General features: G+C 66.4%; 3 protein-coding genes and 1 pseudogene. 2 read left to right on the top strand and 2 right to left on the bottom strand.

The window, feature by feature from the left end; translation table 11 throughout:
• Window positions 1–404: pseudogene (locus tag JCM9942_RS13980) on the top strand (hypothetical protein); the annotation flags it as partial.
• Window positions 401–775, top strand: coding sequence for a hypothetical protein (locus JCM9942_RS13985; protein WP_054660428.1), 375 nt, complete (start codon window positions 401–403; stop codon window positions 773–775). The pseudogene JCM9942_RS13980 and the gene JCM9942_RS13985, both read left to right, overlap by 4 nt.
• Before the next feature lie 67 nt (window positions 776–842).
• On the opposite strand, the gene accC is transcribed toward JCM9942_RS13985, so the two are convergent.
• Together accC and accB are read right to left on the bottom strand one after the other, a co-directional pair.
• Window positions 843–2,210, bottom strand: a complete 1,368-nt coding sequence (gene accC / locus JCM9942_RS13990) for an acetyl-CoA carboxylase biotin carboxylase subunit (RefSeq protein WP_054660431.1) — start codon at window positions 2,208–2,210, stop codon at window positions 843–845.
• A gap of 10 nt (window positions 2,211–2,220) precedes the next feature.
• A partial coding sequence (gene accB / locus JCM9942_RS13995; protein WP_083468559.1) for an acetyl-CoA carboxylase biotin carboxyl carrier protein occupies window positions 2,221–2,509 on the bottom strand: 289 nt, incomplete at its 5' end.

Consider the following 2,509-nt stretch of genomic DNA (forward strand, 5'->3'; position numbering starts at 1 on the left):
CCGAGGCCGCGCTGCTGGCGATGGGCGAGCCGTTGCACAAGGAGGCGGACTACCGGCGCGGGCTGGTGGAGCGGGTCCAGCAGTCGCAGGATCCGGAAGCGTTTCTGGCGATTTCACCGGCGATGGGCGTCATGGCCGCCGGTGATGATGCGTTGAGCGGGCTGGTGGCGGGCAGCCAGTTCACGCAACTGGCGTGGCAGGTGGCGGCGTGTCGTCTCGGCTTGGCGTGCGGGCCCGACAGCGTCCTGATGAACAGCTATTGCGCCAACGGCGGAATCTGTTCGCGGGACCCGGGGCAGGACTTCGAGTCTTTCGTGTTTGATGCCGCGGTACCGCGGCAAGGTGTTGAGAAAATGAACGAATTGGTCAGTTACCTGCGCAAGGCGCGGGGAGGTGCGCGATGAATTACCGTCGTTTTCTGCGCGGTGCCAAGTTCTGGATCTGGGTCGTCCTGTTCGTGGCCTACTCGGCCGGCGCAGTCGGGGTGCTGCTGATAGACACCTATGAAAGCCGCTACCGGAACCTGTCCCAGGTCAAGCTGACCTCGGTGAAGGCCGACGCCGACGCCCGTCGTGCCGGCGCCAGCCAGGCGGCGGCGGTCTACCGCGCGCAGAGCGGCACGCCGTTTTCGACCTTGCCGGCCGGCAGCACCTTCCAGATCGTATGGCCCGACGGCTCGACCGAAACGGTGATGATTGTCGATCCGACCTCGCCGCTGGGCGTGGAGCCGGTCAAGGGCAGTGCGATCACCGCCGCCGATACCGGCGCGCAGTAGCCGGCAGCGGATCGCAGGCAAAGAAAAAGGCGGGTTACCCCGCCTTTTCCCTGTCGCCATGCGCTGATCAGGTCAGCGCGATGGACTGGTTCTTGCGCTCGGCCAGCCGCTTTTCCAGGTAGTGGATGTTCTGTCCACCGGCCTGGAAGCCCTTGTCGCGCATGATGCGCTGCTGCAGGGCCACGTTGGTCTTGATCCCGTCCACCACCATCTCGCTCAGTGCCACCCGCATGCGGGCGATGGCGGTGTCGCGGTCCGGGCCGTGCACGATCAGCTTGCCGATCATCGAGTCATAGTTGGCCGGCACGCGGTAGCCGCCGTAGATGTGCGTGTCCACGCGCACGCCCGGGCCGCCCGGCGGGTAGAAACCGGTGATGGTGCCGGGGCACGGGAAGAAGGTTTCCGGGTCCTCGGCGTTGATCCGGCACTCGATGGCGTGGCCATTGATCTGGATGTCGCTCTGCTTGATCGACAGCTTGTGGCCGGCGGCGATCTTCAGCTGCTCGGCGACCAGATCGATCCCGGTGATCATCTCCGTCACCGGATGCTCCACCTGGATGCGGGTGTTCATCTCGATGAAGTAGAAGCGGCCATTCTCGAACAGGAATTCGAAGGTGCCGGCGCCGCGGTAGCCGATGCGGATGCAGGCTTCCACGCAGACCTTGCCGATTTCCGCACGCAGTTCCGGGGTGATGCCCGGCGCCGGCGCTTCTTCCACCACCTTCTGGTGGCGGCGCTGCATCGAGCAGTCGCGTTCGCCCAGATGGATGGCGTTGCCCTGGCCGTCGGCCAGCACCTGGATCTCCACGTGGCGCGGGTTTTCCAGGAACTTCTCCATATAGACCATGTCGTTGCCGAACGCGGCCTTGGCTTCCTGCTTGGTGGTGGCGATGGCGTTGACCAGCGCGCCCTCGGTATGGACCACGCGCATGCCGCGGCCACCGCCGCCGCCGGCCGCCTTGACGATGACCGGATAGCCGATCTCGCGGGCGATCTTGACGTTGGTGGCCGGGTCTTCGCCCAGCGGGCCGCCCGAACCGGGCACGCACGGCACGCCGGCGGCCTTCATCGCGCGGATGGCTTCGACCTTGTCGCCCATCAGGCGGATGGTGTCCGCCCTGGGACCGATGAAGATGAAGCCGGACTCTTCCACGCGTTCGGCGAAGTTGGCGTTCTCGGAGAGAAAGCCGTAGCCGGGATGGATGGCCTGGGCGTCGGTGACCTCGGCCGCGGCGATGATCGCCGGGATGTTGAGGTAGCTGTCCGTGGACGGGGCCGGGCCGATGCAGACCGACTCGTCGGCCATGGCCACGTGCTTGAGGTTGCGGTCAACGGTGGAATGCACCGCGACCGTGCGGATGCCCAGGGTGTGGCAGGCGCGCAGGATACGCAGCGCGATCTCACCCCGGTTGGCGATAACGACCTTGTCGAGCATGGCCGGCGCCTCAGGCGATCACGAACAGCGGCTGGTCGAACTCGACCGGCTGGCCGTTCTCACCCAGGATCGCCACGACCGTACCGGCGACTTCGGCTTCGATCGGGTTGAACATCTTCATCGCCTCGATGATGGCCAGGGTCTCGCCGGCCTTGACCTGCTGGCCGACGCTGACGAAGGCCGGCTTGTCCGGCGAGGACGAGGCATAGAAGGTGCCGACCATCGGCGCGCGCTGCACGTGTCCGTCCGGCAGGGCGTTGCCCGGCTTGGCGGTACCGCCGGTGGACGGCCTCGGTCGG

The organism is Stenotrophomonas pictorum JCM 9942 (genome assembly GCF_001310775.1).
GTDB classification, from domain to species: Bacteria; Pseudomonadota; Gammaproteobacteria; order Xanthomonadales; family Xanthomonadaceae; genus Stenotrophomonas; species Stenotrophomonas pictorum.